Annotated in this window: 29 protein-coding genes and 2 riboswitches; of the genes, 16 read left to right on the forward strand and 13 right to left on the reverse strand. The window is 50.1% G+C overall.

Features of this window, described 5'->3' with window-relative positions:
- Positions 1-16: 16 nt before the first annotated feature.
- From EIZ37_RS03325 to EIZ37_RS03335, 3 genes are all read right to left on the reverse strand, one after another.
- Positions 17-877, reverse strand: a complete 861-nt coding sequence (locus EIZ37_RS03325; RefSeq protein WP_134683137.1) for a hypothetical protein — start codon at positions 875-877, stop codon at positions 17-19.
- 139 nt (positions 878-1,016) lie between these two features.
- On the reverse strand, positions 1,017-2,099 hold the full coding sequence (locus tag EIZ37_RS03330) for a YqhG family protein (RefSeq protein ID WP_134683138.1): 1,083 nt from the start codon (positions 2,097-2,099) through the stop codon (positions 1,017-1,019).
- A 42-nt stretch (positions 2,100-2,141) separates the two neighbouring features.
- Positions 2,142-3,887, reverse strand: coding sequence for a DEAD/DEAH box helicase (locus tag EIZ37_RS03335; RefSeq protein WP_407921111.1), 1,746 nt, complete (start codon positions 3,885-3,887; stop codon positions 2,142-2,144).
- 220 nt (positions 3,888-4,107) lie between these two features.
- Positions 4,108-4,202: riboswitch (glycine riboswitch) on the forward strand.
- Positions 4,203-4,333: riboswitch (glycine riboswitch) on the forward strand.
- Between the two features lie 182 nt (positions 4,334-4,515).
- Between EIZ37_RS03335 and gcvT the strand changes: the two genes are divergently transcribed.
- The 3 genes from gcvT to gcvPB are packed head-to-tail and all read left to right on the forward strand — an operon-like array spanning position 4,516 to position 8,452.
- Positions 4,516-5,622 carry a glycine cleavage system aminomethyltransferase GcvT gene (gene gcvT / locus EIZ37_RS03340; RefSeq protein ID WP_134683310.1) on the forward strand — a complete coding sequence of 369 codons (1,107 nt, stop codon included), beginning with the start codon at positions 4,516-4,518 and terminating at the stop codon, positions 5,620-5,622.
- A gap of 15 nt (positions 5,623-5,637) precedes the next feature.
- Positions 5,638-6,990, forward strand: coding sequence for an aminomethyl-transferring glycine dehydrogenase subunit GcvPA (gcvPA, locus tag EIZ37_RS03345; protein WP_134683140.1), 1,353 nt, complete (start codon positions 5,638-5,640; stop codon positions 6,988-6,990).
- Entirely contained in the window at positions 6,983-8,452 is a 1,470-nt protein-coding gene (gene gcvPB, locus EIZ37_RS03350) for an aminomethyl-transferring glycine dehydrogenase subunit GcvPB (RefSeq protein ID WP_134683141.1), read from the forward strand. The genes gcvPA and gcvPB overlap by 8 nt, the downstream gene beginning before the upstream one ends.
- Before the next feature lie 44 nt (positions 8,453-8,496).
- Here gcvPB and EIZ37_RS03355 read toward each other — a convergent pair whose 3' ends face one another.
- Positions 8,497-8,883: a winged helix-turn-helix transcriptional regulator gene (locus EIZ37_RS03355; RefSeq protein WP_134683142.1), complete on the reverse strand. Its 387-nt coding sequence runs from the start codon at positions 8,881-8,883 to the stop codon at positions 8,497-8,499.
- Between the two features lie 245 nt (positions 8,884-9,128).
- Here EIZ37_RS03355 and EIZ37_RS03360 point away from each other — a divergent pair, with 245 nt between their 5' ends.
- The 4 genes from EIZ37_RS03360 to EIZ37_RS03375 all read left to right on the forward strand — a co-directional run bounded on the left by EIZ37_RS03360 (position 9,129) and on the right by EIZ37_RS03375 (position 12,075).
- The gene (locus EIZ37_RS03360; protein ID WP_134683143.1) at positions 9,129-9,665 is read left to right on the forward strand and encodes an NAD(P)H-dependent oxidoreductase; all 537 of its coding nucleotides are present in this window, start codon (positions 9,129-9,131) and stop codon (positions 9,663-9,665) included.
- A gap of 123 nt (positions 9,666-9,788) precedes the next feature.
- Positions 9,789-10,688, forward strand: coding sequence for an SDR family oxidoreductase (locus EIZ37_RS03365; protein ID WP_134683144.1), 900 nt, complete (start codon positions 9,789-9,791; stop codon positions 10,686-10,688).
- Positions 10,689-10,781: 93 nt separating this feature from the next.
- Positions 10,782-11,612, forward strand: coding sequence for a lipoate--protein ligase family protein (locus EIZ37_RS03370; RefSeq protein ID WP_134683145.1), 831 nt, complete (start codon positions 10,782-10,784; stop codon positions 11,610-11,612).
- A gap of 190 nt (positions 11,613-11,802) precedes the next feature.
- On the forward strand, positions 11,803-12,075 hold the full coding sequence (locus tag EIZ37_RS03375; protein ID WP_134683146.1) for a YiaA/YiaB family inner membrane protein: 273 nt from the start codon (positions 11,803-11,805) through the stop codon (positions 12,073-12,075).
- 266 nt (positions 12,076-12,341) lie between these two features.
- Here EIZ37_RS03375 and dat read toward each other — a convergent pair whose 3' ends face one another.
- The 4 genes from dat to EIZ37_RS03395 form a co-directional block, all read right to left on the reverse strand.
- Positions 12,342-13,196, reverse strand: a complete 855-nt coding sequence (dat, locus tag EIZ37_RS03380) for a D-amino-acid transaminase (protein WP_134683147.1) — start codon at positions 13,194-13,196, stop codon at positions 12,342-12,344.
- A gap of 150 nt (positions 13,197-13,346) precedes the next feature.
- Positions 13,347-14,408 carry a flavin-containing monooxygenase gene (locus EIZ37_RS03385; RefSeq protein WP_134683148.1) on the reverse strand — a complete coding sequence of 354 codons (1,062 nt, stop codon included), beginning with the start codon at positions 14,406-14,408 and terminating at the stop codon, positions 13,347-13,349.
- Between the two features lie 95 nt (positions 14,409-14,503).
- Entirely contained in the window at positions 14,504-14,869 is a 366-nt protein-coding gene (locus tag EIZ37_RS03390) for an ArsR/SmtB family transcription factor (RefSeq protein ID WP_134683149.1), read from the reverse strand.
- Positions 14,870-14,966: 97 nt separating this feature from the next.
- Positions 14,967-15,980 (reverse strand): hypothetical protein, encoded by a 1,014-nt coding sequence (locus tag EIZ37_RS03395; RefSeq protein ID WP_134683150.1) that lies wholly within the window; start codon positions 15,978-15,980, stop codon positions 14,967-14,969.
- Between the two features lie 184 nt (positions 15,981-16,164).
- Here EIZ37_RS03395 and mntR point away from each other — a divergent pair, with 184 nt between their 5' ends.
- Both mntR and EIZ37_RS03405 read left to right on the forward strand, forming a co-directional pair.
- Positions 16,165-16,593 carry a transcriptional regulator MntR gene (gene mntR, locus EIZ37_RS03400; protein ID WP_134683151.1) on the forward strand — a complete coding sequence of 143 codons (429 nt, stop codon included), beginning with the start codon at positions 16,165-16,167 and terminating at the stop codon, positions 16,591-16,593.
- Positions 16,594-16,732: 139 nt separating this feature from the next.
- Positions 16,733-17,668: a patatin-like phospholipase family protein gene (locus tag EIZ37_RS03405; protein WP_134683152.1), complete on the forward strand. Its 936-nt coding sequence runs from the start codon at positions 16,733-16,735 to the stop codon at positions 17,666-17,668.
- Positions 17,669-17,708: 40 nt separating this feature from the next.
- Here EIZ37_RS03405 and EIZ37_RS03410 read toward each other — a convergent pair whose 3' ends face one another.
- Positions 17,709-18,038, reverse strand: a complete 330-nt coding sequence (locus EIZ37_RS03410) for a hypothetical protein (protein ID WP_134683153.1) — start codon at positions 18,036-18,038, stop codon at positions 17,709-17,711.
- A 33-nt stretch (positions 18,039-18,071) separates the two neighbouring features.
- Positions 18,072-19,013, reverse strand: coding sequence for a DUF1385 domain-containing protein (locus EIZ37_RS03415; RefSeq protein ID WP_205683773.1), 942 nt, complete (start codon positions 19,011-19,013; stop codon positions 18,072-18,074).
- Positions 19,014-19,145: 132 nt separating this feature from the next.
- Between EIZ37_RS03415 and EIZ37_RS03420 the strand changes: the two genes are divergently transcribed.
- The 5 genes from EIZ37_RS03420 to EIZ37_RS03440 all read left to right on the forward strand — a co-directional run bounded on the left by EIZ37_RS03420 (position 19,146) and on the right by EIZ37_RS03440 (position 22,404).
- Positions 19,146-19,610: a YqhR family membrane protein gene (locus tag EIZ37_RS03420; RefSeq protein ID WP_134683154.1), complete on the forward strand. Its 465-nt coding sequence runs from the start codon at positions 19,146-19,148 to the stop codon at positions 19,608-19,610.
- Between the two features lie 69 nt (positions 19,611-19,679).
- Positions 19,680-20,129 carry a type II 3-dehydroquinate dehydratase gene (gene aroQ / locus EIZ37_RS03425; protein WP_134683155.1) on the forward strand — a complete coding sequence of 150 codons (450 nt, stop codon included), beginning with the start codon at positions 19,680-19,682 and terminating at the stop codon, positions 20,127-20,129.
- A 39-nt stretch (positions 20,130-20,168) separates the two neighbouring features.
- Positions 20,169-21,242: a M24 family metallopeptidase gene (locus tag EIZ37_RS03430; protein WP_134683156.1), complete on the forward strand. Its 1,074-nt coding sequence runs from the start codon at positions 20,169-20,171 to the stop codon at positions 21,240-21,242.
- Between the two features lie 42 nt (positions 21,243-21,284).
- Positions 21,285-21,842 carry an elongation factor P gene (efp, locus tag EIZ37_RS03435; protein ID WP_134683157.1) on the forward strand — a complete coding sequence of 186 codons (558 nt, stop codon included), beginning with the start codon at positions 21,285-21,287 and terminating at the stop codon, positions 21,840-21,842.
- Between the two features lie 223 nt (positions 21,843-22,065).
- Complete coding sequence (locus tag EIZ37_RS03440) at positions 22,066-22,404, forward strand: antibiotic biosynthesis monooxygenase family protein (protein WP_134683158.1); 339 nt, start codon at positions 22,066-22,068, stop codon at positions 22,402-22,404.
- Here EIZ37_RS03440 and EIZ37_RS03445 read toward each other — a convergent pair.
- From EIZ37_RS03445 to comA, 3 genes are read right to left on the reverse strand one after another with little or no spacing between them, the layout of a single operon-like run.
- The gene (locus EIZ37_RS03445) at positions 22,355-22,825 is read right to left on the reverse strand and encodes a DUF441 domain-containing protein (RefSeq protein ID WP_134683159.1); all 471 of its coding nucleotides are present in this window, start codon (positions 22,823-22,825) and stop codon (positions 22,355-22,357) included. The two genes, EIZ37_RS03440 and EIZ37_RS03445, sit on opposite strands and share 50 nt — an antisense overlap.
- 35 nt (positions 22,826-22,860) lie before the next feature.
- Complete coding sequence (locus EIZ37_RS03450; protein ID WP_134683160.1) at positions 22,861-23,577, reverse strand: 2-phosphosulfolactate phosphatase; 717 nt, start codon at positions 23,575-23,577, stop codon at positions 22,861-22,863.
- A complete protein-coding gene (comA, locus tag EIZ37_RS03455; RefSeq protein ID WP_134683161.1) occupies positions 23,568-24,392 on the reverse strand; it encodes a phosphosulfolactate synthase in 825 nt (274 codons plus the stop codon). The genes EIZ37_RS03450 and comA overlap by 10 nt, the downstream gene beginning before the upstream one ends.
- Positions 24,393-24,553: 161 nt before the next feature.
- Here comA and EIZ37_RS03460 point away from each other — a divergent pair, with 161 nt between their 5' ends.
- Positions 24,554-24,817: a YqhV family protein gene (locus EIZ37_RS03460; RefSeq protein ID WP_134683162.1), complete on the forward strand. Its 264-nt coding sequence runs from the start codon at positions 24,554-24,556 to the stop codon at positions 24,815-24,817.
- 106 nt (positions 24,818-24,923) lie between these two features.
- Positions 24,924-25,934, forward strand: coding sequence for an NADPH dehydrogenase NamA (namA, locus tag EIZ37_RS03465; protein ID WP_134683163.1), 1,011 nt, complete (start codon positions 24,924-24,926; stop codon positions 25,932-25,934).
- The last annotated feature ends 15 nt before the right edge of the window (positions 25,935-25,949 follow it).

Genomic DNA, 25,949 nt, shown 5'->3' on the forward strand with positions numbered 1-25,949 from the left:
ACTGGCTGTTCCCGCGCTAATTGACAATCCGCCCTACCTCGCTGGCATAGGAAAAAGGCAAAAAGCGGAGTCCTTCATTCCAGATTCCGACATACGCCACATCTTCATTCCAGACATGGACAGAACCGATGGAAAAAGGGGAAGTGACCTGATCGTGGAACAGGGAGACGGTCAGCACAGCAGACCGTGGCTCCTGCCGATCCATGAGGCTTTTCCAGGAGACCGCTGTACGAGTAGGTGGTTCTGCCAAGGCAGCTGGCAGCCAATCGATGTGATCAAACGGATTCTCTTCGACGCTGCTGAAGCTGCGCTGCTGGACCAGCCGTTTTTCGGCGGTTGCCAAATCGCGTGGATCCATGCGCACGATCATTTCCGGATCAGGCTGAAACGTTGTTGGGTAGCGCTCCCCGGTTTTGGCATCGATATAGTGGGTCACTTTCTCTTTATTCACTTTCCAAAAGGAGGAGAAGCCGTCATAGACGGGAACGGCATCTTCGTCAGGCGGCGCAAGCGTTTCATCAAACAGTAGGTATTCACCAGAGCCATACTCGAGCAAGACAAAAACAAACTTTTGAGCATCGGCTGTATTTTTGTTATCCGTTTTTTCCGGGAGTTCGGCCACGACCATGTAACCGACTTCCTTCCCCTGCGTGGTCAAGGTAACCAGCCATTGATGCTGATTGGTCCCAAGCGTTCTTACCGTAGGCGTGGCATTTCTCCAGGAGGCAAACCCTGCATCCTGCGCGCTGATGGTACGCATCCATTGGGCAATGTCCTGCTGCAGTTGATCGTCCCATGGACCTTTCGCTATGGCGGATGGGGCGGTTGCCGGCAGCAGCAGTGTGAAGAGAAGCAGTAGCATTGTGAAACGTATCAAGCTCACTCACCATCCTTGCTCCGTACTACCTACCATTCTATCCTTGCCACACCAGAAAGATTTGTTGCTTATTGTCAGGAAGCTATGTTTTTTTCTCGCTGTTGTTTTACATATTTCATCGGTTTCCCTGTTTTTTCTCTCAATGAAAGGGGGGCATATTGTGGAGATAAAAAATCCCCCCATTGATCATGGTTACTTCGATGCGGGGTTCATACTGCCAGCGAAGCTCTTCCATCCGCCTTTTCTTTTCTTCCTGTGGCGTGCTTTTTTTCCATTCGCCTTGATTGATCTTTGATTTGGGTGTTTCCGGGATGGAATGCGCACGCAAAAAGTCGAGGAGCCTTCCGCCGCCTGCGCGAACCTCGTCAATGCTTGTGGGAAGCGCAACCGGTTCGACAACCTTGTCTTCCGGGCACTCTACAACGAGACGATTTTCGTCGACAGCTTCTTCCACGGGGATATTGACAGCTTCCTCCTCTGTTTCGTCAGATTGCTCTGCTTCGTCTTTTGTTTGCTCACGTAAAGCGAGCTCGGCATAGTACGCCTCCAAAATCTCCAATTCATCATGCAGCCGTTCACGAGCTTCCGTCGCCCAGCGGCTGTCCTGCTGTTGAATCACCCGGTTGATTTCCTGTTCCAGTAAGCCTACTGCTTGGCCAAGGCTGATTGTTTGCGCCTGCGTATAGTAATAAGCCGGTATGGACGGCTGCAGCTGGAGTCTTTGCAAAAAGGGATAAAAGTTGTGCACCACTCTTGGTTGATAAAGATTCACCCCCAAATAGAGGAGCAGATCTTTCTTTTTATCGCAAATCAAGGAGATCTTTACGTTGAGCCCCAGCCATGGAGTGAGCGGGTTGGAACGGCGCGCCCCTGGGCCGAGAGCACTCAGCATGGCAGGGTGATGTTCGTACATGCACACGAAGCGGCCATGGTTAGCCGCCGATTGAAAGATTTGCTGCAAGCGCTGGGCCCCAAAATGAATCTGCTCCCCACGGATGTCCGTACCGACCTGATCGGGTTGGAAGATAAACGTGAGAACCATGGGCTGGTAGGGGAGATTCATTTTTTCGACCCAGCTCCAGTAAAAGGGACGATTCCCGATATCCTTGTCGACTTCTACGGGCAGTTTCACGGTGAGGTAATGCGGATGCGTTTCGACGACATGGGTGGAAAAAGCGGCGAAATACCGCTCGATGTAGGATCGCACCTCTTGTTGATTCACGGCAAGATTCCTCCTTGTAACGAGTGAAAAGGGTTCATCTGATTAGGGCCCATGAACCGCTTCTGGCAGCAGGCTCGATCGGGTTTTTGCAGCCTTCGCCGTACGGATCGCTTGTCCCATATTGTCCAATTTCAGCGCCATTTCTTTGGAGGAGTGGGAATCCATGATAATGCTGATCAGGTTTTCTTCGAGACTGTTGGACAAATGCAGCCGTTCGACGATGTCATCGAGATCACCGATGACCATTTCAAACAGATCGATTTTTTCATACAAGAGATTGAGGATATGCTCTTCAATCGTACCCGATGTGGAGAGATTGTAGATGAAGACATCGCGCTCTTGGCCGAGCCGATGGACGCGTCCGATTCGCTGCTCGACCCGCATCGGATTCCAGGGCATATCATAATTGATCACCTGATTGCAAAATTGCAGATTGATCCCTTCGCCGCCCGCTTCAGTAGCGATCAGCACCTGTGCGCGATTTTGAAACAGGTCGGTCATCCAATCCTTTTTGCTTCGTTTAAAACCGCCGCGGAACGGAACCGAGGTGATATTGTGTTCGCTTAAATACTTTTGCAGGTAATTTTGTGTAGCGCGGTATTCGGTAAAGATGATCACCTTGTCATTGATTTGCTTGATCAATTCAACCGTTTTGGCGGCTTTGGAATGGGTCTCGATTTTCTTGATCATTTCCACCAGCTCCAGGATGGAAGGGCGGAGCGGAGAGTCTTCCGGTGTGCGTTGATACATATTATAGAGCGTCATGAAGGCCGCTTCCCGGCTGGAGCATACCTCCCGCTGCAAAGTGATGAGGGCGAGCGAGTTGAAGGTCCCCATTTCCGAACGGTAATGCTCGCGGACGAAGCTGGTCACACCTTCATACAAAGCCATTTCCTCAGGGGAGAGCTCGATCGGTACCGACTGTACGCGGCGCGGTGTGAAGTGAATGCCACCATCTCTGCGCTTGTTGCGAATCATGACTTTTTCGATCTCTTCCCGCAGCTTTTCATTGTTTTTCGCTTGTCGTTTTCCTTCTACATACGTACTGGCAAAGCTGCTGCTGTGGCCAAGATGTCCGGGTTTCAACAGATTGATCAGGTTGTACACCTCATCCATCTCATTTTGGATCGGAGTTGCGGTGAGCAGCAGGCAGTATTTTTTCTTGATCTCTTTGACGAATTGGTAATTCCGTGTCCGTTTGTTTTTCAGCTTGTGCGCTTCGTCGATGATCAGCATGTCGTACTCGATGTCCAGCACGTGGCGTCGATGCGGGTCGCGTTTGGCGGTATCGATCGAGGCTACCACGACATCATATTGGCGCCACATATACTCCTTTTTCTGGGCAACGGCAGGAATGCCGAACTTTTGGTTCAGCTCTTTCGTCCATTGAATGACAAGCGAGGCGGGTACCAGGATCAAAATCTTTTTGGCCAGTCCGCGAACCATATATTCCTTCATGATCAATCCGGCTTCGATTGTCTTTCCCAACCCCACTTCATCGGCCAAGATGGCGCGGCCGCGCATTTCATTTAGTACCCGTTCCGCTGTTTGCAGCTGGTGGGGGAACGGTTGCAGATTGGACATGTATTTCAGGCATTGCAGCTGATCAAAGTCGGATACGGCTTTCGCTTCCTCGGCTTCGATCGCCAATTGGAACAGCTCCCACTTATGCCAAGGTCCGTCCTGCTGTATGAGTTCGGTAAAAGAAGGGAGCCAGGTTTTGTCGAAAGTAACAGGAATGTTCGTCAAAACAAATCGTCCTTTCTGAGAAGGATCAAAAGAAAGCATTGAAAGCGCATAAATCGCATACAATTTTACATTGGATGAAATTATCATTAAGATTTTGCTGAGAAAACTAGAAAATTGTATTTTCAATCGATTTCCGGCATGGTAGGATAAAGATGAATGAGGAAGACGGCTTTGATCCAAGCATCCGCGAAAGAGAGCAAGCCCAAGTTTTCTCATTCTAGTATGCAGCACTAGGGAAAAGTTATGTACATACACGCGAATGATGGTAGCAGGGAGAGACCACGACAGCTGTGGCGCCGAAGGAGCAAGCCGTAAACCGGTGAATCTCTCAGGCAAAAGTACCTCTACCGGACGCATCTCTGGAGAGCGCTCGAATGAGCCACCAAAGGGGAAACTTGTACGATCGGCAGAAAAAAGGGAGCATCACCGCCCCGTTTCCGCGATTGAGAAGGTAACTCTCAGGTACCAAGGACAGAGGAGAAGAAAAGGGATCATAGCGATATGATTCATCTTTCTTCTTGCTGTCCTTTTTTTCTGTGTAAAAAACGTCTCGACGTTTTACATGGAAGAGGATGTGACCGCTTGCGGTCTTGAAACGGTCATGACCGTTTCAGGTTGGATGCAATCGGGGAAGGTAAGGATGGATAAATTGTTGGAGGTGTATGAGATGTCGGATTTGAAAAGAACCCCGTTGTTCCCCGTCTACGCCAAATATGGCGCCAAGACGATCGATTTTGGCGGTTGGGATCTCCCTGTTCAATTCTCCAGCATCACAGAAGAACACGAGGCGGTCCGCACGAGAGCGGGACTCTTTGATGTTTCGCACATGGGGGAAGTAGAAGTAAAAGGACCGGACTCCCTGGCATACCTGCAGCGGCTGACCACCAACGATGTGTCAAAGCTGGCTGCGGGGCAAGCACAGTACAGCGCCATGTGTTATCCCGATGGCGGTACAGTGGATGATCTATTGGTGTACAAGTACGAAGATGATCATTATCTGCTGGTCATCAACGCCTCCAACATTGACAAGGATTTCGCCTGGATGCAGGAGCATCTGTCTGGCAATGTGCAAATTACCAATGTTTCACCAGAGACTGCCCAGATTGCGATCCAGGGACCGCTGGCAGTGCAGATTTTACAAAAGCTCACGAACAGCGATTTGTCTGAAATCGGCGTCTTCCGTTTTCGCCGTAATGTAGACATCTCAGGAATCCCGGCGTTGGTGTCACGCACCGGCTATACCGGTGAGGACGGCTTTGAGATTTACCTTGATGCGGCGAAAGCGATCGAGTTGTGGGATACATTAATGTCTGCAGGGAAGGAAGAAGGTCTGCTCCCATGCGGTCTGGGCGCACGCGATACGCTTCGCTTTGAAGCACGCCTCCCGCTATACGGGCAGGAGCTTTCCAAAGACATCACCCCGATTGAAGCAGGCATCGGCTTTGCGGTGAAAACGGATAAAACGATCCCGTTCATTGGGCAAGAAGTATTGAAAGAGCAGAAGGAAAATGGCGCACCGCGCAAGCTGGTAGGGATTGAAATGATCGATCGCGGCATCCCCCGCTCCCATTATCCTGTATACGTGGGAGACGAGCGCATCGGTGAAGTAACGACAGGGACGCAATCCCCGACATTGAAGAAAAACGTCGGCTTAGCGCTGCTGCAAGCGGCTTACACCGGATTGGATACTGAGGTGGAAGTGGAAATTCGCGGAAAACGCCTGCGCGCCAAAGTGGTTGCAACACCTTTCTATAAACGTCCGCAAAAATCATAGAGGAGGAATACCCACGTGAAATACCGTTACTTGCCGATGACGGATCAGGATCAACGCGAGATGCTTGAGTTCCTTGAGATCAACAGTGTTGACGATCTGTTTACCGATATTCCAGAAGAAGTGCGTTTTCAAGGAGAACTGCAAATCTCTCAATCGCTATCTGAACCCGAGTTGGTGACCTACTTTCAAACACTGGCCCAAAAGAACGTCAATTTCAGCACCCATGTGAATTTCCTCGGCGCGGGTGTGTACCAGCACTACACACCGAGCGTGGTCAACCACATGCTGCTGCGCGGCGAGTTTTTCACGGCGTATACACCGTATCAGCCGGAAATCAGCCAGGGCGAGCTGCAAGCGATCTTTGAATTCCAGACCATGGTTTGCGAGCTGACGGGCATGGAAGTAGCCAACTCCTCCATGTACGATGGTGCGACTTCTCTCGCAGAAGCAGCGATGATGGCAGCTGGCCACACTGGCAAGAAAAAAGTAATCACTTCTCGTGCCGTACATCCGGAAGCGCGCGGTGTGCTGAAAACATACGCGTACGGCCAAAGCGTGCAATTGCAGGAAATCGGTTATAACAGTGAAGGCGTGACCGATCTGGCAGCATTGGAAGCCATGCTTGATGAAGAGACCGCAGCGGTGATTATCCAATACCCGAACTTCTTTGGCAATATCGAGGATTTGGCCGCGATTGAAAAGATCGTACATGCCAAGGGCGCTTTGCTGATCGTATCCTCCAATCCTTTGGCTTTGGGCATTCTCGAGGCACCGGGCAAGCTGGGGGCAGATATCGTCGCGGGTGACATGCAGCCGTTTGGGATTGCGGCTTCCTTCGGCGGTCCGCACTGCGGATATTTTGCCACTACTTCCAAGCTGATGCGCAAAATGCCTGGACGCATCGTCGGTCAGACCAAGGACGAAAACGGCAAGCGCGGCTTCGTTCTCACCCTGCAAGCACGCGAGCAGCATATCCGCCGCGAAAAGGCCACGTCCAACATTTGTTCCAACCAAGCGCTCCTGGCGTTGGCTGCCGCGATCACGATGAGCTCGCTCGGCAAGCAAGGCGTACAAGAGATGGCGATGATGAACCTGCAAAAAGCGCATTATGCCAAGCAGGTACTGCAGGCTAAAGGGCTGGAGATTACCTTTACAGCGCCATCTTTCAATGAATTCGCGATCAAAGTGAACAAACCGGTTGTGGAAGTAAATAAAAAACTGCTGGAAAAAGGGATTATCGGCGGCTATGATCTGGGCCAAGATTATCCGGAGCTTGCTGGCCATACCTTGCTTGCGGTAACCGAGCTGCGCACCAAGAAGGAAATCGAGGCATTGGCAAATGAACTGGAGGTGATCGTGCGTGGCTAATGGAAAAGAAAAAGAACTCATTTTTGAATTGAGCAAACCAGGTCGTGTTGGCTACAGCCTGCCGGAGCTGGACGTACCGGAGGCAGACGTCGCCAGTCTGTTGCCAAACCACTTGATCCGTCAGACACCGGCTGAGCTGCCACAAGTATCCGAGCTTCAAGTTGTTCGCCACTATACCGAGCTGTCCCGACGCAATCACGGGGTAGACAACGGCTTCTATCCGCTCGGTTCTTGCACGATGAAATATAATCCAAAAATCAATGAGGATGTCGCACGCTACCCAGGCTTTGCTTTGACTCATCCGCATCAGCCGGAAGAAACGGTGCAAGGCGTATTGGAAGTGATGTACAATCTGCAGCAGGACTTGGCGGAAATTACGGGCATGGACGCAGTGACCCTGCAGCCTGCTGCTGGTGCAGCGGGTGAGTGGACCGGATTGATGATGATCCGTGCATACCATGAAAGCCGTGGAGAGCATCACCGGACGAAAGTGATCGTACCGAACTCCGCTCATGGTACCAACCCGGCATCTGCTGCAGTGGCTGGCTTGGATACCGTAACGATCCCTTCCGATGAGAGAGGTCTCGTGAACATCCAGGCATTGCGTGAAGCAGTAGGCCCTGATACGGCAGCGCTAATGCTGACCAACCCGAATACACTGGGGCTTTTTGAAGAGGATATCGTCGAGATGGCGCAAATTGTGCACGAAGCTGGCGGGCTTCTGTATTATGACGGTGCCAATGCCAATGCGATTCTCGGAATTGCCCGTCCAGGCGACATGGGCTTTGATGTCGTGCACTTGAACTTGCATAAAACCTTTACAGGACCACACGGCGGCGGAGGTCCAGGTGCAGGACCAGTCGGCGTGAAAAAGATTCTCGAGCCTTTCCTGCCAACGCCGATCGCGGCAAAGCGCGAAGATGGAACCTATTATTGGGAAACCAATGTACCGCAATCGATTGGCCGCGTGAAAGGCTATCACGGCAACTTCGGCATCCTGCTGCGGGCGTATTCGTACATTCGCACGATGGGAGCAGACGGCCTGAAAAAAGTATCGCAATATGCGGTGCTGAATGCGAACTACATGATGCGCAAGCTCGCAGGCGCTTACCAACTCCCATTTGACCGTGTATGCAAGCATGAATTCGTACTGTCCGGCGTGAACCAGAAAAAGCTGGGTGTACGTACGCTGGATATCGCCAAACGTTTGCTGGATTTCGGCTACCATCCGCCAACCATCTACTTCCCATTGATCGTGGATGAATGCTTGATGATTGAGCCGACCGAGACCGAAACCAAGGAAACACTGGATGAATTCATCGCAGCCATGCTGCAAATCGCGCGTGAATGTGAAGAAACGCCGGAAATCGTACAGGAGGCACCACATACGACGGTAGTGAAACGTCTGGACGAAGCCACGGCAGCACGCAAACCAATCTTGCGTTATCAACCAGAGGCATAAATGTAAAGAAAAGGATAGAACGGCAGGGGTTATTCTCTGCTGCCCTATCCTTTTTTCATTTGTGTAGATCCTTCGATATCTCTAGCTGAATCCGCTTTTTCCATGTAATCGAGATGATGATAGCCCCAGCTGCACATATCGGTTAATACCGTTCCCAATGACCTGCCGTGATCAGACAGTTCATATTCCACTTTCGGAGGGATTTCTTGATAGACACGGCGTACAACAAGGCCGTCGCGTTCCAGCTCGCGAAGCTGATTGGTCAGCATGCCCTGCGTAACATTGGGAAGGGAGCGTCTCAACTCGCCAAAGCGTTTCGTGCCCTCGTGCAACAGGATAAACAAGATGAGTGGCTTCCATTTTCCGCCGATGACATGCAAAGTTGCTAAAATACCCTCTCGTTTTCCTGAATCGTCAGCTCTTTCTGGCATGCTTTCAACTCCCAACCTGTAAGATGATGGGGGAATATTCCCTATGGCAACTTTAGCAGAGTATCCGAATACAGAAAAGTACGATTCTTTTTCGTACTTAGTACGTTTTTTCGTACTATGAACATGCATTGATGGTACAAAAAGCCGTACATAGTATGAAGAAACTGCGTACTTGGCAGCATCTGCTTTCTTTCGAATAATGAGGGTGTGTTGACACAGCATCAAAAAAAGAAAGGACGATGGTCATGAAAATTATGGTGATAGTTGCACACCCAAATCTGGCGGATTCTGTCTTGAACAAAGCGTTGATGAATGAGGTAAGCAAGCTCCCTGATGTGCGGGTGCGTGATCTGTATCAGGAGTACCCGGATTGGCAGATTGATGTAGAAAGAGAACAACAACTGCTGCTTCAGTACGATCGCATTGTATTTCAATTTCCCTTCTACTGGTACAGCTGTCCGCCCCTCCTGAAAAAGTGGTTTGACGATGTGATGGTACATGGCTGGGCATTCGGACCCGGGGGCGATCATTTGAAAGGAAAAGAGTTTATCGTGGCGACAACGACCGGAGGCGGCGAAAACGTATATCGGGCTGGAGGGCACAACTGGTTTACGATGAGCGAGTATCTAAGACCGTTCCAAGCAACCGTTACCCGTTGCAACGGTACCTTCTTGCCCGCATTTGTAAGTTATGGGCCTTCTCAGGCGGAACTGCCGAGCGAAGCAAAACGATATGTCGAGCATATACAAAGCTCAGTGTACGCGCTTGCTCGCGGCCAGTGAACCAACTGAATATTCGCTTTCTCCATCCATTTTGTTCTTCATTCCTGACGCTGGCTCAAGAGAACCTTCCAAAAAGAGATGGAATACATTGGGCTAGATAGATGGAATGGAGGAGGTAGTACTGTGATTCCCGGCTATCCGTATTATTCGTTTGAAACCGAATGCAAGACGGTCCCGAATACCTTTCCCCCGCAGCATCAGGATCGCCAACCTGGTTTTGAGTATGTGATGGTGCCCAGGCCGATTGCCGATAATCCGTTTTACGTGGGCTCGCAAAAATTAAAAGATAAAGTGGCTATTATCACGGGGGGAGACAGCGGTATCGGGAGAGCTGTGGCCATCGCTTTCGCAAAAGAGGGGGCAGATGTCGTCATCGCTTACTTGGATGAAACCGTGGATGCGGAGGAGACGAGACAGCGGATTCAGCAGTTAGGCAGAAATTGCATGCCGATTGCCTGCGATCTTCGCGATGAGCATGCGTCAAAGGAAGTAGTTGACCGAACCGTTGCATCGTTTGGACGAATAGATATTTTGGTGAACAACTGCGCGGTGCAATACCCGCAGAAAAGTGTGCTTGATATTTCCGCAGGCCAGCTTGAGGACACATTCCGTACCAATATTTTCTCGTTTTTCTTCATGACCAAAGCAGTGCTCCCCCATATGGCTGCGGGCAGCGCGATCATCAATACCGCTTCGGTCACCGCATACGACGGTGAAAAACTACTGAATGACTTTTCCGCTACAAAAGGAGCCATCGTAACATTCACGCGTTCATTGTCCTTGTCATTGATTGAACAGGGCATTCGCGTGAACGCTGTAGCTCCAGGACCGATATGGACCCCCTTTATCCCCGCAACGTTTCCTGAGGAAAGACTCAAGAGATTTGGAACCGACGTGCCGATGAAGCGGGCAGGTCAACCATTCGAGCTTGCACCTACCTATGTCTATTTGGCTTCCGATGATTCCAGTTATGTGACAGGACAGGTGCTGCATGTAAACGGTGGAAACATCGTCGGGTCTTGAGGTGTAACCGAGCGGCACTCCCGTTAGCGGTTCCATCTTGTACGGCAATCTCAGAAGGCGTACAATGGACTAGTGCTAGAGGAGGGACGTTCGATGGAACAATGGCGATTTATAATGAGTGACGCAATGTCACCGGATATGAACATGGCGATTGATGAAGCAATTCTTACGGCACATAGCGAAGGAAAAGTACCGCCAACCGTACGCTTTTACACTTGGAATCCGGCGACACTGTCCATTGGTTATTTCCAAAAAGCGGAAAAAGAAATCGACACGGAAGAAGTGACGAGACAAGGAATCGGATTTGTCCGGCGTCCAACCGGCGGCCGGGCCGTCCTGCATGATAAGGAGCTTACGTACAGTGTCATCGTATCGGAAAAGCATCCACAGATGCCATCCAGCGTGACAGAAGCGTATAAAGTGATCAGTCTCGGTCTCCTGTATGGGTTTCAAGCATTGGGGCTGCAAGCCGAGATGGTATCGCTGGCCTCGGAGGAAGAAAAGGAAAAATACAGCTCTCCCGGCTCATCCGCGTGCTTTGATTCACCGTCCTGGTATGAACTGGTCGTAGAGGGAAAGAAAGTGGCGGGCAGCGCGCAGACGCGGCAAAAGGGCGTCATTTTGCAGCATGGCTCTATCCTGCTGGATATGGATGTCGAGCTGCTGTTCTCCCTGCTGAAGTTCCCATCCGATCGGGTCAAGCAGCGCATGATGGACAGCTTCCGGCAAAAAGCGGTGACGATCAATGATGTGAGTCCGACTCCCGTCAGCCTGCAGGAAGCGGTGGCAGCTTTCCGCAAAGGCTTCGCGTCCGGGTTAGGCATTGAGCTGATCGAGCAAGGGCTGACCGACGAGGAGTGGGAATTGGCCGAGCAGCTGGCTCGTGAGCGTTATTCCACTCATGAATGGAATTTCCGCAGATAGGTTTCTGGTAGAAAGCTCTCAGGATACGGTATCCCGAGAGCTTTTCGTTTACGCGAAGCCTGTCCGAGGGCGAATCCTCCTCCTATTTTCTTACAGGTTGGCTGTTCAAAAAATGTTTGATCTTAACAGAATAGAAATTTCATGGTAACATCCAAATGATGACAGGGGAAAAGAGGGGAAAACACAAATTATGAAACATCGGCGTAATACACAAGCATTTACGTTTATGGCATGGGCATCATTCGTTTTGGCTTTTTTAGCGATGTTTATTGGTATTTATACATTGGATGCTACCTTGCCAGTAAAAGGATATTATGCAGTCACTGCTTTATTCTTGGTCATGTCCTCCTTTGTTCTGCAAAAAACTATTCGGGATAATCAGGAAGATGATAAGAACGCCGGAGTAGGATTGTATAGCGCCGAAATGGAAGAAAAACGGCAAAGAAATCAGAAAACCGAATAGTGGAGTGTCACCTTCGTTCATGAACGGTTTGCTTACGTCAGCGGAAAACACGTCAATTGTGTTTCTGCTGGCTTTTTTCTTTCGTAATAAAAAGGATAAACTCGACAACTGATCCACCTCACATGGAAGGGAAAATGGATAAAAACGCAAGAAAGGCAGCGGCATGTCGGACTGGTTGAGTCCATAAATGCCGCTGCCTTTTATTTTTGATCGCGATCCAATGAATGGAATTTCTTATCTAGAATGCGAGGTTACGAGACATCCACCTATACGTTTACGGATTGCTTGATGTTCGCTTCAAACAGCTCTTGCAGCTTGCGGACAACAGGGCCTACTTGTCCAGTGCCAACTGGCTTTTCATCAACGGTGATGATCGGCATGACCTCTGTCGTCGTTCCCGAGAGGAACAGCTCGTCAGCTTCTTGCGCAAAGCCTGTAGTGAATGGTTCTTCATGCACGGTGATCCCGTTTTCTTTTGCCAAGTCGATGATCACTTGACGAGTAATGCCGTGAAGGATCAGGTTGTTGGCAGGGTGGGTGTACAGCTCGCCATTTTTAACGGCGAACAGATTGGCTGCACTGCACTCGGTTACGATGCCGTCGCGATGCAGGATACAATCCGCAGCGCCTGCGTTTTTCGCTTCTTGTTTGACGAGAACAGCTCCCAACAGGTTTAACGTTTTGATATCACAGCGGAGCCAGCGGATGTCAGCCACCAATTTGGCCGTGATCCCATGCTGCAGATCATGCAGCGGGCGCTCTTTTTTACGGGCAAACGCCATCAAGACAGGGCGAATGTCTCCAGTGGGAATGTCGTGCTGGCGAGGGGCAGCACCACGCGTAACTTGCATATAGAGAATGGCATCATCCGCAGAGCCAATCTGATTCTTCTTCAGCAGTTCGAGCCCGATGGCGTGCAGTTCCTCTTCAGACCATGGCAATGTCATGTGCAGCTCTTTTGCACTGCGAATCAGCCTTTTCATGTGGCCATCCCAATGATAGAACTGTCCTTGGTAGATACGTACTACTTCATAGACACCATCACCGAAGTTATATCCGCGATCCTCAGGTTGAATAACGGCTTCACCCGGTTCTACCCATTTCCCATCTACGTACAACATGGTTTGTCCTCCTCATGCATGTCAGCGTCCACATTTGAAAAATGAAGCATAGTGGTTTTCTCCAAGATAGCAGATGAACTTGTCAGGGTCAATGAGAGAGCGTCATTGCTGTAGCATTGATGAAAAGAACACGTCCGAGCTTGTGATTTTTCACGAAGAAGAATGGTGACGGATTTGTTCGGATAAATAAGCGGCATCCGCACCCACCCCGCCCAATAAAGCGGAGGAACGACGGTATTGCCAGGGCAATCCTAAAAAATATAGGCCGGGGAGGGGAGTGACTCCGCGATCATGGATAGGTTTGCCATCAGGATTACGCACACCGGGGACATCCAACCACGTATAGTCGGGTTGATAACCCGTTGCCCATAAAATGTTGGGGACGGAAAGCTGGCTGCCGTCGGTAAAGTGAACGCTGTCATGATTTGCAGATCGTGCGCGAGGCTTAATCGTCATACGGTTTTGTGCGATCAGCTGCTTGATTTCCTCTTTGTACCCGAATATCGGGTCGGGCTTTGCAGCGAGCCATCTGCCCAGCCTGGAATTGATCGTGATGTTTGAAAACCCGAGCTTATCCAGATACCAGAACAGATTCTTTCCCCAGAGAATGAGGGGGAAATGAGCGCGATTTTGCCCGAAGGCGAGATAGACATGACGCTCTGCCGCGAGCTCAACAGCCAGCTGTGCACCCGAATTGCCAGCCCCGACAATCAGGACTGGTCCATCGACAAGCTGAGCAGAATTGCGAAACTCATTGGTATGCAGCTGGTTGATAGAGGAGGCTAAGCGCTTTGACCATGATGGTACAAGCGGGCGGTGAAAAGGACCGGTTGCAACCACGATCTGCTTTGCCAGATAAGAATCCGCTGCATCTGTTTTCACGAGATACGTTCCGCGCTGCAGGGTGACAGAAATAACAGTTTGCTGGTGTCGTATAGGGAATTGGAAATAGGCTGCATACAATTGCAAATAGTGAGCGACATCGTCCTTTGTCGGCAGCTCATCTTGATTTCCGGGAAAGGGCAGTCCGGGCAAGCCGCTATAGGTCCGTGGCGTGAAGAGGACGAGGGAATCGTAGCGGCGACGCCAGCTTTCTCCTACCTGCTGATGCTGATCCAGCACTAAAAAGGAGAGGCCTTCTTGCTGCAGATAATAACTCATGGCCAGTCCTGCCTGGCCGGCTCCGATCACAATCACGTCATAGATGTTCATCGCGTGCAACACTCCTTTTTTTGTTTACATTATAACATTAAAGCAATTGTTTGAATGTTAGAGGTAGGAAAAAGCCTCGCAAATTTTCTGCGAGGCTAGTTGTTTTCATGCTCTTGGGCATGGGCTACACCTGTCAATATCAAATGGCGCACATGGTCGTCATCGAGTGAATAGTAGACGAGCTTGCCTTCTTTCCGATATTTTGCCAGACCCATGGTGCGCAACAAGCGAAGATGATGAGATGCGTTGGCTATCGTGCTGCCGATAATGTTGGCAACATCGCATACACACAGCTCATCTTCCAGGGCCAACGCATAAATGATTTTCGCGCGGGTATCATCAGCCAATGCCTTAAAGATTTTGGCCACTCCATCTGCTTCTTTCATTTTCGGCTTAAGATGAAGGACTTTGCTTTCATCTACGCATTGGATCTCACATACATCTGTTTTATTCTCTTCCATTGGCTTTCGATCACCTCACACTTCCTAGTACCTTTCCATTATAAAACGTTTTGAACAAGGAAACAAAGACTCGTGTAAGGTAAAACTGTAAAGATTCTTATTTGGACCGTTTCCAGAGCAAAAGGAAGAGCAGAGCGATCCCGGCATAGGTCGTAATCGCATAAACGATCATGCTGTACCATTGGCTAAAGAAGGGGAGTGGCGAAAATACCAAGGCGGTCGCCGCAAACAGCAGATAAAGTGGTGTATGGCGCAAATCATGTTTTTGGGCAAGGGGAGCTGCCAAGCCATAGAACCAAAAAGCCAGCAACAGTAACAGCTGCAGGAAGGAATGAATCCATATACCGTATTTGCTCATAGTCGAAAATTGGCTCAGGATCTGGATGAGCGGTTGGCTGCTCGTGTTCACCTCATGCCAATGGGAGAGAATGTTCAGATTGCCCAGTCCGACCAGCAATAGTAGCAGTGCCCCTCCCAGCCAGATGCCGCTGCGCAATGTCGCCAGCTTTGGTTCTTGACCGATCTGGGCAAATAAAATCACCAGCTGAAACACATAATGGAAGGCGACATAAAAGCATGCATACAGGAACCAATTCGCGTTCAATTGATAGGCGAGACTCGGCAGCGGCACATGGGGCTGCAGCAGGAAAAGCATGATCAGTATGGAAAGGGCGACAATGAAAAGAAAGGTGAATAGGGAGATCAAACGGGATTGTGGAATGCGCAGCAGCAAACAGGCAGAGGCAAAGACGCCAATCAACAGCAACAGGGCAAAAGTAGCGTCCCGTGTAAGCAATGCGGCAGTTTCTCCTACAGAAAGACCTGCGTATATGAGAATCAGCGTGTATAGCAGAAACGTTACGGTAGGAGCCGCTTTTTCCCCCACTAACAGAGCCAGAAAGCGGTCCAGAGTTGTACGGTGATGAGATACCGCCATGAGTATGGTCTTGTCTGTAAGCCACGTAAGTCCGATGGTGCCGAGGGCGATTCCGATGAGCCCCCATGTACCGTAAAAGGAGAAGAATCGCAACCACTCCGCTCCTCCCAGGTAGGAAACGCCCAGGGCGGAGGCTGAATAGATTGCCGCAATTTGCCAGACCGTTCTGTTCATCAGCCATCATCCTTTTTCCAACTTGGTACAAGTCTATGATGGAAGGTGGCTTGTTCAGAACCACAGGAATTGATGCATCTTTCCCTTGCAACCCGTCCTAAGAAAACGGTATTATGAATTTACATGCGTTTTTAGGTGCAGCTATGGCTTTTTAGCAAGAAAGGGTTTGAAACGAGGGATGAGCGTGCCAACTCCAAGTATGGAAGACTATTTAGAACGAATTTACAGCTTGATTGAAGAAAAAGGTTATGCCCGTGTCTCTGATATCGCTGAAGCCCTTGAAGTACACCCTTCGTCTGTCACCAAAATGGTGCAAAAGCTCGATAAGGACAATTATTTGGTATATGAAAAATATCGAGGGCTGGTACTTACCTCGAAAGGGAAAAAAATCGGCAAGCGTCTCGTGGACAGACATAGTTTACTTGAGGATTTTCTTCGATTGATTGGGGTCGATGAAGAACATATTTATCAGGATGTGGAAGGAATTGAGCACCACCTGAGCTGGGAATCCATCAATTGTCTCGGGTATTTGGTGAACTACCTCCAAGCGGATCCGAGCAGGGTGGAAGAGCTGCAGCGGATCAAAAGAGAAGAAGAACAGAAAGAGGAATGAGAGCTGGCCAATGGGTCGGCTTTTTTCGTTTTCATGTTTTTTGCACAAAGTCAAACCACACCCTATTTTCCTGGAGGAAGCTCCCGATATAAAATGGAAGAAAATTGATCGACTCATCCTGGCATAGGGAGGCGTTACAGTGAAAGCCGACGCAGTATTTGAGGGCGGTGGGGTAAAGGGAATTGCGTTCATCGGTGCGCTTGCGGAGATGGAGTCGGCAGGCTATGTCTGGGAGAAAGTGGCTGGGACCTCCGCAGGCTCGGTAGTTGCTGCCTTGGTTGCAGCCGGTTACAGCAGTGAAGAATTGTATCGGATTTTCATGGACATGAACTATCTCGCCTTTTTGAAACGCACAGGCTGGGGGCGTATTCCGCTCGCTGGGCCGGTATACAATTTGTGCCGGCAAAAGGGACTGTACCCGGGCAATCCTTTTGAACAGATGGTCGAATCCCTGCTGCGTGCCAAAGGTGTATCGACCTTTGGCGACCTGCCCCCGGAAAAATTGCGAATCATTGCCTCTGACATCACCGGAGGCAAAATGCTAATCCTTCCTGATGACCTTCCTTCCTTTGGTCTTGATCCCCTTTCGTTTCCCATCGCCCGTGCCGTCCGGATGAGCTCATCCATCCCCTACTTTTTTCAACCCGTGCTGCTCAAGCAAAACAAAAACCTTCATTATATCGTCGACGGCGGGCTGCTCAGCAATTTTCCCGTATGGCTGTTTGATGTAGAAGGGGTCCCGAGGTGGCCCACGATCGGATTTCGGCTGCACGATGAAACCATTGATATGGACTATACGAAAGTAACGGGTCTGTTCAGCTTTAGTAAGGCGCTCGTAGCAACAATGCTAGAAGCCCACGACCGTATGTATGTGCAGAGGGCGCATGCAGTCCGGACAATTTTTGTGCATACGCTTGGTGTGAAAACGACCCAGTTCAAACTTTCCGGAAAAGTGCGGGAAAAACTGTTCCAATCGGGGAAAAAGGCAGCGAGATGTTTTTTGCAGAAGTGGGATTTCCAACGGTATGTGACCGAGTTTCGAAATCCGAATGGCCCAAAACGGAACTTCGTATAAAAAAGGCTGCCTGGCAAAAGTGCTCAAGCAGCCTGCTTCCTTATTGGTACATCTTTGGTTCTTTTTCTTTGTTTTCCTTTGTTTTTCCCTTGCTTCCTTCAATCACACGAAACGGATTTTCTTTGCGAGGTGAATGGCCGGTTTTCCTTGTCACGCTCTTCGTCATTTTGGTCGGCTGCTTCGGCTTCTTTAACTGAAACCCGGGAAGAAATCGACCGCTTTTCATGTAATTATTGACGAGATAAAACAGGAGAGCGGATAGACCAATGATGACCAAAAGGTTAATCGGATTTTCGATCAGCTCCCGGAAAAATCCGATCACCGCGAGAAGAATCAGAATGCCAAAAAACGGATGAACACGGCTCTTCATGGATCTCACCTCTGAGGTTACAATATGCTTGCGTTATCCAGTCGTGGCGAATTCTTTTTGCTTGGACAAGGCAGAATCGCGTTCACGCATTCTTTGGAAGGATGCGATCGCGACTTCTACCTGACTGTCATCCGGCTCTTTTGTTGTAATTTTTTGCAGCCAGAGTCCAGGATAGCCAAGGAAGCGAAGCACCGGAGTTTCTCTGAACTTGTTCGTCCATTGCAGCACTTCATAGGAAAGCCCCATGACGACAGGCAAGAGGAGAATCCGTTGAATCACGCGTTCCCAAAGGCTGTCATAGCTGAAAAAAGAATAGACAACGACCCCGACCAAGACGGTAAAGATGATAAAGCTGCTGCCGCAACGATAATGCAATGTAGAAAACTTCTGCACATTTTTTACTGTTAATTCTACCCCGGCTTCAAACGCGTTAATCACTTTATGCTCGGCCCCGTGATACTGGAACAGCCGTTTGATCAAAGGGGCTTGTGCGATCACATAAATGTAACCAAGCAACAGCAGGATTTTAAAGCCGCCCTCCGCCAGATTTTGCGGAATGCCCGGCGGCACCCATCTGCCCAAAAGAAATTCGGCAAGAAATACGGGAACCAAGGTAAAGACGAATTTCCCGAAGAGAAACGAAAGCACGCCGACCACTGCGACGCCAAGAATCAGGGTGAGGCGGGATGGTCCGCTGTCAGCTGACTCGTCCTCGGACTCCATGCTGTATCTCTCCGTTGCGAAATTTAAATGCTTCGCACCGTTTGCACTGGCATCAATCAATCCAACGATCCCACGGATGAACGGAATCTTTTTTAAACGGGCGACCCATTTTTTGTCTTCTCTGGGAGCCTCGAAATATTCGATCTCCTGATTTTTTCTGCGTATGGCCGTGATCGTGACGGATTTACCGCCGAACATGACTCCTTCGATGACGGCTTGACCGCCGTACGCGGGCGTATTTGGTTGCGACAATTGAGATCACCTTCCTTACCTTCTATTCTAGCGTAAAGTAAGGCTAATCGCTACAAGCAGATCATAGGAAACCGACTGGATCATAACTGAAAACGAAGAGCAGGGAACATACTAGGGAAGAGGTGATCGCAAATGGAAACGGCACAGTCCAGATATGATGCCAGTGAGAAAAAAGAAACCAGGGAAAAAAAGGCCTGGCGGAAAATTGTCGAGGTTGGATTTTGGGGCACAGTCATGTGGGGGATATTACGGATGATCGCTCATTTTCTAGGCTTCACGCCTTATAGTAATCGCTCGTTTTCACGTCCGCTCTTGGGCCTATGGGGGGAACATAACTTTCTCGGTACGATCGTCGGTATCATTACCGTGTTCCTGTTGGCTACAGGGGCTGCCGCGATCTATTCCTTATTCGTATCGCGCATCAGGCTCTGGTGGGGAGGGCTCGTATATGGCTTTGGCATGTTCCTTGTGTTTGGGTTCTTTTTTCGGATGGGAAATTGGCAGGAAGGCACAATCAGCACGGAATTGGCCTGGTTTCTGTCCTTCGGGCTGTTTATCGGCATGACGATATTGGCAGAGAAGACGGAGGAGGAATAGTCCTATCCAATGTTTTCTTCTCTATGGTAAAATGGCAGAGAAAAAAATTTTGCCGGGGGAAACGAAAACATGGTCTCCTTATTAGTGCTTAACGGTCCGAATCTCAACTTGTTGGGAAAACGCGAGCCAGGTGTGTATGGTAGTGAAACGTTGGACGACATCATCTTGCGGCTGCAAGGAGTGACGCGTGAACTGGGCGCTCAGATGGAGCATGTACAATCCAATCACGAGGGCGTACTGATCGATGCCATTCACCAAGCCAAGGGTGTGCATCAGGGCATCGTGTTTAATCCGGGTGCCTTTACACACTATTCCTATGCACTGCGTGATGCGATTGCTGCCGTTTCACTTCCGGTTATTGAAGTACATATTTCCAACGTTCATGCACGAGAGCCATTCCGGCATCATTCCGTCATCGCACCGGTGGCGGTTGGCCAGATCGTCGGTTTGGGATCGGACGGGTATGAATGGGCAGTGCGAGCGTTAGTACGTAAAATCGAGCAGCAAAATCGTTCGTAGCAACGAAGCGTTGCTCAAGAGAGCAGAAGGGGGAGGCATATGCAAGGGAGATTGGAACGTTTGCGCAAAGCGTTAGCTGAGCAAGGATTAGACGCATTGATCACGGAAAACATGGAGAATCGCTTCTATATTAGTGGGTTTACGGGGTCGACAGGCTGGGCGATCATCACCAAGGATGAAGCGGTATTTGTCACGGACTTCCGTTATATCGACCAAGCGACTGCAGAGGCTCCTGCTTTTCAAGTGGTGAATAATGAGCGAAAAGCCATTGAGGCGATCGGACAACAGCTGCAAAAATTGGGCGTAAAGCGCCTGGCAGTCGAAAAGAATTTGATTACGCTAGGTACCTTTGAAGCATGGAGAGAGGCTTTCTCTTCCGTCGAACTGGTACCGACAAGCGGAATGATTGAGAATTTGCGTATCTACAAGGATGCTTCCGAGCTGGAAATCATCAAGCAGGCAGTAAAAATTGCCGATGATGCGTTTGCTCATGTGCTCAATGTTATCCGTCCGGGTGTTCGTGAAATCGATGTGGCGCTCGAACTGGAGTTTTTTATGCGCAAGCAAGGGGCAACCGGCGTGGGCTTCGAAACCATCGTAGCGTCCGGTGTACGCGGAGCGCTTCCGCACGGTCGGGCGAGTGAAAAAGTCATTCAGGCTGGCGAGATGGTAACGCTTGATTTTGGTGCCGCATACAAAGGATACAACTCTGACATCACCCGTACGGTTAGCGTGGGCGAACCAAGCGACAAAATGCGGGAAATCTACGACATTGTCCTGCGCGCGCAGCTGAACTGTGTGAACCATATCAAACCGGGGATGACCGGAAAAGAAGGCGATGCCTTGACGCGGGATATCATCGCGGCTGCAGGATATGGAGCGGCATATGGACACAGCACGGGACACGGCTTGGGCGTAGAGGTCCATGAACAGCCGAATCTTTCCGCGGTGAGCGAAACCGTTCTGCAGCCAGGAATGCTCGTCACGGTAGAGCCGGGCATCTACATCAGCGATCTTGGTGGCGTGCGCATCGAGGATGATGTACTGATCACGGAAAACGGTTGTGAAATTTTGACGCAGTCGACGAAAGAGTTGCTCATTTTGCCTGTCTAATTTATACTAGGAATGTTTATTGATCTTTTTGGGAGGACTATCATGATTTCTGTTAACGATTTTCGGACTGGCCTGACCATCGAAGTGGATGGAAACATCTATACCGTACTTGAATTTCAACACGTAAAACCTGGAAAAGGCGCTGCATTCGTACGCTCCAAGCTGCGTAACCTGCGTAACGGCAACGTAACGGAAATGACTTTCCGCGGCGGTGAAAAAGTAAGCCCAGCTCGTATTGAAACCAGCACGATGCAATATTTGTACAACAGCGGTGACGAGTATACGTTCATGAACACGGAAACGTATGAGCAACTCAACTTCACTTCCAAACAAATCGAACGTGAATTGCGCTTCCTGAAAGAAAACATGAACGTTCAAATCATGCAATACAACGGAGAAACCATCGGTATCCAATTGCCGAATACGGTGGAACTCGTTGTAACAGAATGCGAACCAGGCGTGAAAGGCGACACCGCTTCTAACGTGACCAAAAAAGCAACTTTGGAAACGGGCTTCGTTGTAAACGTACCTCTCTTCGTAAACGAAGGGGACAAGCTCATCATCGATACGCGCACAGAAGCATACGTTTCCCGCGCATAAGGAAACTCACACAAAAACCTTGGCTTTCCCACGAGAGCCAAGGTTTTTTTCAACTTATTTAGGGGCTGCGGCGGGAGAGCATGTTTCGAAACGCCGCTTCATTCTACGCCCCGCTGTAGGGGGGACTGGTCGCTCCGCAGCAAATCGCGGGGGGTGTGCACAATGTTTACTCTTCCCTTCCGCCACCACCGTGTTTGAACAAAAACAAAAAGGAGAGATTTCGATGATTTTAGAAGCGGCCATGCTCCAAGTAAAAGAAGGACAAGAAGAATCTTTTGAAGATTCTTTCCGGCAGGCATCCGCCATCATTTCTTCCATGCCGGGGTATATCCTCCACGAGCTTCACCGGTGTATGGAGGCAAAGGGCAAATACCTGCTGCTTGTCCGCTGGGAAACGCTTGAAGATCACACCATAGGCTTTCGTGGTTCCCAAGAATATCAGGAATGGAAACAGCTGCTGCATCACTATTATGAACCTTTTCCTACTGTGGAACATTTCGAGCAGGTAAGTCTCACCAGCGCCCCCCAAACCACTCATACACCTTCATCAGAAACGCTGTAATGCCAGCTGCCATCAACGGTCCAACAGGGATGCCGCGCAGAAACACGATGCCCAAAATGGATCCGATCACGAGTCCAACAATGATGTGCGGTTCTGTCCGCAATACATCCAAGCCTTTTCCGTTCATATAAGTTGCCAGGGCGCCGCCCGCCAAGGCCAATACGCCAATGACTGTCGTGAAGAGAGGGGTGATGTCCTTCCATGTCACTTTTTCATTGGCGAATGGCACGAGTACGGATATGGTCAGAAATAATAACCCAAGCTCAAGACCGCGTCGCTCAACGGTTGGGAAGAAGCGCTCCAGGGAGGTCAGCTTCAGTACCAAAAGGATGCTGGCGGCGGTGGCAATAATCGGTGAGCGGCCTACAAGCCCGATGACAATCAGGATGACGAGCATCACTTCTCCATTCATAAATGCCATACGTATCGAACCCCTGTCCCTAGTCTCCTATCACTCTATGAGACAAGGTGTCGGAGTATGCGCCCCTCTTTCACCGTGGGAACGATTGTGCAGAAGTCAATCTGGCCGCAAAACAAAATGTCCTTTTGGAACTGGTGGCGAACGAGACGTTTGCCGGTTGTCGTATCGGCTAACAGCTCCGGGAGCTTCGGTGCAAGCTGAAGATAGGTGGCATGCAGCGCCTCGCCAAGGTCGCATATCTGTGCTTGCGGGACGGACTGCTTGGCGATTTCAATCATCAGACCGGCAGCCAAGCCGTCCTCCAGCGCAAATTCCTCACGTGTTCCGGCACAGTAGAGCGTGATGTCGAGACGGTAGGTGAGCGCGTGCTTCATACACGAAGTTGCATTCAGCAGACACCCGATCAGCACGGCATGTGCGCGATCCGCTTTTTGAATCGCACGAGTGCCGTTGGTTGTACTCAAAATCAGATGTTTACCGCCATATTCCTGCTGAAAGAGTGAAGTCGGCGAGTTATTCAAGTCAAAGGACGGATGCTTTTTGCAATATCGTTCTCCTGCCAAAATGGAAGCTTCATTGCGCAAGGAAAGGGCCTGACCTGCGGTTTCTACCGGTATGACAGCTTCGAAGCCTTGGTGAAGGGCGGTGACGATTGTACTGGAAGCGCGGAGGACATCAATGACGATGACCACCCGATTGGAAATCTGCTCGAGCTTGATCTCGCCGACGGTAGGCACCACCTCTAGCCGCATGAGTTTTTGCTCCTCTCTGCGATTACTTCAAAGGCAGTATCCCCCCGCAGACCACGCCGCAACGCTTCTACCGACAAAATATCGGTGGTGGCGATGTTCCCCAGATTGACGTTGTACCCAAGCGTGCGCAGCAAGGCAAGCTGCTGATTCTTCTGCGGAGCCTCCCAGATCAATTTGTCTCTCTTGACCCCACAAGCATGAACGACTTCTCGCAGGAAAGCGTCGTCCACCTCGCCGCACTGATTGAAAATCCCTACATTTCCGCTTTCGCGGGCTTCTACAATCGTATAGGAAGCCCCTGCTTGCAGATCTGCTTCCAGTGTGCCAACCAGTTCATCCAGCTCAGCTGTAAAGCCTTCCGCTTTTTTGCCGAATTCGGCATAGACAGTCAATCCTGCTTCCGCTGCCATGGAAATCATGCGGTCGCGCTCCTCGCGGGAAAAGGGAAAGGTCCCATCCGATATTTCAATCGCATTATACCCAAGGACCAAGGTACGTTCCAGATACGTATCAAAGGAAGTTTGCTTGCAAGCAACCTCACAGAAAGTGCCACCCGGCATGATCTCGATTCCGTATTCCCGCGCCAGGCTGATTTTGGCTCGCAATACATCCAAGGGGTACAGGGCAGACGTACCAAATCCGAGCTTATATACATCCACATAAGGAGAGGAGAGCTGCAGCAGATCTTGAAAGGCATGCAACCCCAAACCTTTGTCGATCACCATGGACAAACCTGTGCGGCGGGGCTTTGTCGTACGCTGAAAAGATGGATCCATCCAGCTTTCTGGCCAAAATGCAGTTTCATTTCCTCGCATGTTGACTCCTCATTTCCTGGGCATTTGGTACATTGTATGTCGGCAAGGGGAGTAGGCGTGATTTTCCACTCGCTAGGCATTCGCCTAAAAACAGGTCGAAAAGCGCGACTATTTTTTTTTGTACAGGCATAGAGTGATCCTAAGGGAGGGGACATAAGGACATGTTGGAAAAAGCGATCATCGGCATGGCGTCATTGCGGCTTATGTCGGGAAGCATCGAAATCATTGCAGCCTTGCTGATCCTAAAATTTAATCAAGTGGAAAAAGCGCTGGTGATCAATTCGGGACTGGCTCTGGTAGGTCCGCTTGTTCTCCTGCTGACGACAACAATTGGTCTGGTAGGCATGGCGGATCGGATCAGCATGTGGAAAATTACATGGATCTTTACAGGTGTGCTGTGCATATATATCGGGGCAAGGCAGTAGTGCTGCCTGGTAAAAATGGATTGGTGAACCGTTGCAAAGTGCAGCGGTTTCTTTGTTTTTTTTCGGGAAAGTTTTATGATAGGAGAAAAATAGGGAGTGGATAAAGATGAGCAAACTGTTTCAACCCATACAAATTCGAAATCTGGAACTGAAAAACCGGATCGTCATGTCTCCTATGTGCCAGTATTCGGCGGGGGAAGACGGTATGGCCAATGATTGGCATCGCGTGCATTATCCGACAAGAGCGATCGGGGGTGCGGGTCTCTTGATACTGGAAGCGACCGCCGTACAGCCAAATGGACGAATCACAGAGCAGGACCTCGGGATCTGGAATGACGAGCAGGCACAAGCGCTGGCTGAAATCGTCAAACAGATTCATGGACACGGGGCAAAAGCAGGCATCCAGCTGGCCCACGCTGGCAGAAAGTCAACGGTTCGCGGTGCACACGACGCTCCATCCGCAATCGCGTTTTCTTCCGATTACACCGTTCCAGAGGCACTGGATCGCCACGGTATCGCCCGCGTAATCGAAAACTTCCGGCTGGCCGCTGTCCGCGCGATGCAGGCGGGCTTCGACGTGATTGAAATACATGCCGCACATGGGTATTTGATCAATGAATTTTTGTCGCCGCTTTGCAATCAGCGGGATGATGAATATGGCGGCACATTTGACAACCGAGCGCGCTTTTTGCTGGAAATCGTAGCTGCGACCCGTAGCGTATGGGATGGGCCATTATTTGTTCGTGTTTCCGCTGAGGAATATGCGGAGGGAGGGCATCATGTAGAGGATACGGTCACGCTCGCCCGATTGTTGAAGGATAACGATGTCGATCTGGTCGATGTTTCATCCGGTGGTGTGGTTCCATTCCGGATCAACGATTATCCCGGCTACCAGACCGGCTTTAGTGAGCAAATTCGTCGAGAGGCGGGTATTTTGACTGGAGCCGTCGGGTTAATTTCAACACCAGAGCTCGCGGAGGAAATTGTCCAAAACAAACGCGCAGACCTCGTTTTCCTGGGTAGAGAGCTGCTGCGTAATCCATATTGGCCGATACACGCGGCAAAACAGCTGGGTGTCGAACTCCAAGTGCCAAAACAGTACGCACGGGCATTTTAACAGGTGTTCCACCCT

The organism is Brevibacillus migulae, from assembly GCF_004521915.1.
In the GTDB taxonomy this organism is placed as follows: domain Bacteria; phylum Bacillota; class Bacilli; order Brevibacillales; family Brevibacillaceae; genus Brevibacillus_F; species Brevibacillus_F migulae.